The following is a 1199-nucleotide window of genomic DNA, read 5'->3' as shown; positions in this document are numbered from 1 at the left end:
GCTGTCCGGACTTGCTCCGGCTCCGTTGGTGGTGTAGTCTATGAAGGAGGAGTAGCCTGCGAGGGGGACTCCGATGAAGTTGACGAGGTCGTTGCCGGCGAAGGCGAGGGCGAGAGCAAAGGTGCCCATCAGCACCACTACTTTGAAAACGTTGACTTTGAGCCAGTGCAGCACTTGCATCAGTGCCGTGAAGAAGACGAAGAAGCTGGCGATGAGCAGCAGCGTGTTGTCCTGTATCCACTGTTTGTTTTCGGGGGTCATGAAGGAGCTGTCTTTCAACCCTTTGATCAGCATGAAGTAGATGATGGAGGTGGCGGCGATCCCACCGAAAAGGCCGATGCTGTATTTGATGTTTTTCGTGTAATTGAACGTGAAAACGATGCGGGCGAGCCACTGTACTAACATACCGAAGAAGAAGGCGATGGCTACGGACACGAAAATGGCCATGATCACGGAAAGTGCTTTGTCGGTGTTGATCAGATCGCCCAACGCAAGGGTGGCGTCATTGTTTACTTTGATCAGGGAGAGGGCGAAAGTTCCTCCGAGCAGCTCGAAGACCAGTGAGACGGTCGTGGAGGTGGGCATGCCCATAGAGTTGAAGACGTCCAGAAGGACTACGTCGGTCAGCATGACGGCGAGCAGTATACACATGATTTCGGCAAAGTAGAAATGCTCGGGCTGATAGATTCCGTGACGGGCTATATCCATCATGCCATTGGACAGGGATGCGCCAATGAAAATACCGATCCCGGCTATGAAAAGAATGGTTTTGAACGAAGCGGCCTTGGCGCCTACCGCCGAATTCAGAAAGTTGACTGCATCATTACTGACTCCGACGATGAGATCGAACACGGCCAGCACGAACAGGAAAATGATAATGCATAAGTAAATTGTCTCCATAAAGAAAGTTGTGTATGTTTATTTCTGGGTGCAAAGGACGGGGTTTGAGGTTGCAGGGGGATGTCATACATGTTACATTTGTGTTACAACGTTCTTTCTTTTGTCTTGAAACAAAAGAAAGAACCAAAGAAAAATTCAAGGCTTACTTTTTTCTCCTACTCGCTTCCTTCACTACGCTAAAGGGCAGAAACTCGCTCCGCTCAAACAGTCTGCCCTTCTTAACGCTCCGTTGCGGGCGCTCGCTTGACGGAGAAAAAAGTAGGCCGGGGGACCGTGCGGGTGGGGTGGAGCGGTGGGAG

The 1199-nt window shown here is 51.0% G+C and carries 1 protein-coding gene; it reads right to left on the bottom strand.

Going from position 1 to position 1199, the window contains the following annotated elements:
- Window positions 1–900 (bottom strand): inorganic phosphate transporter (locus tag DW640_RS23255; RefSeq protein WP_199610469.1); only part of this gene is annotated, 900 nt, incomplete at its 3' end.
- Window positions 901–1199: the final 299 nt, after the last annotated feature.

This window comes from Bacteroides sp. AM23-12 (assembly GCF_003434395.1).
GTDB lineage: Bacteria > Bacteroidota > Bacteroidia > Bacteroidales > Bacteroidaceae > Bacteroides > Bacteroides thetaiotaomicron.
The sequence above is the reverse complement of the archived record's forward strand: the minus strand, read 5'-3'. Positions and strand labels throughout refer to the sequence as shown.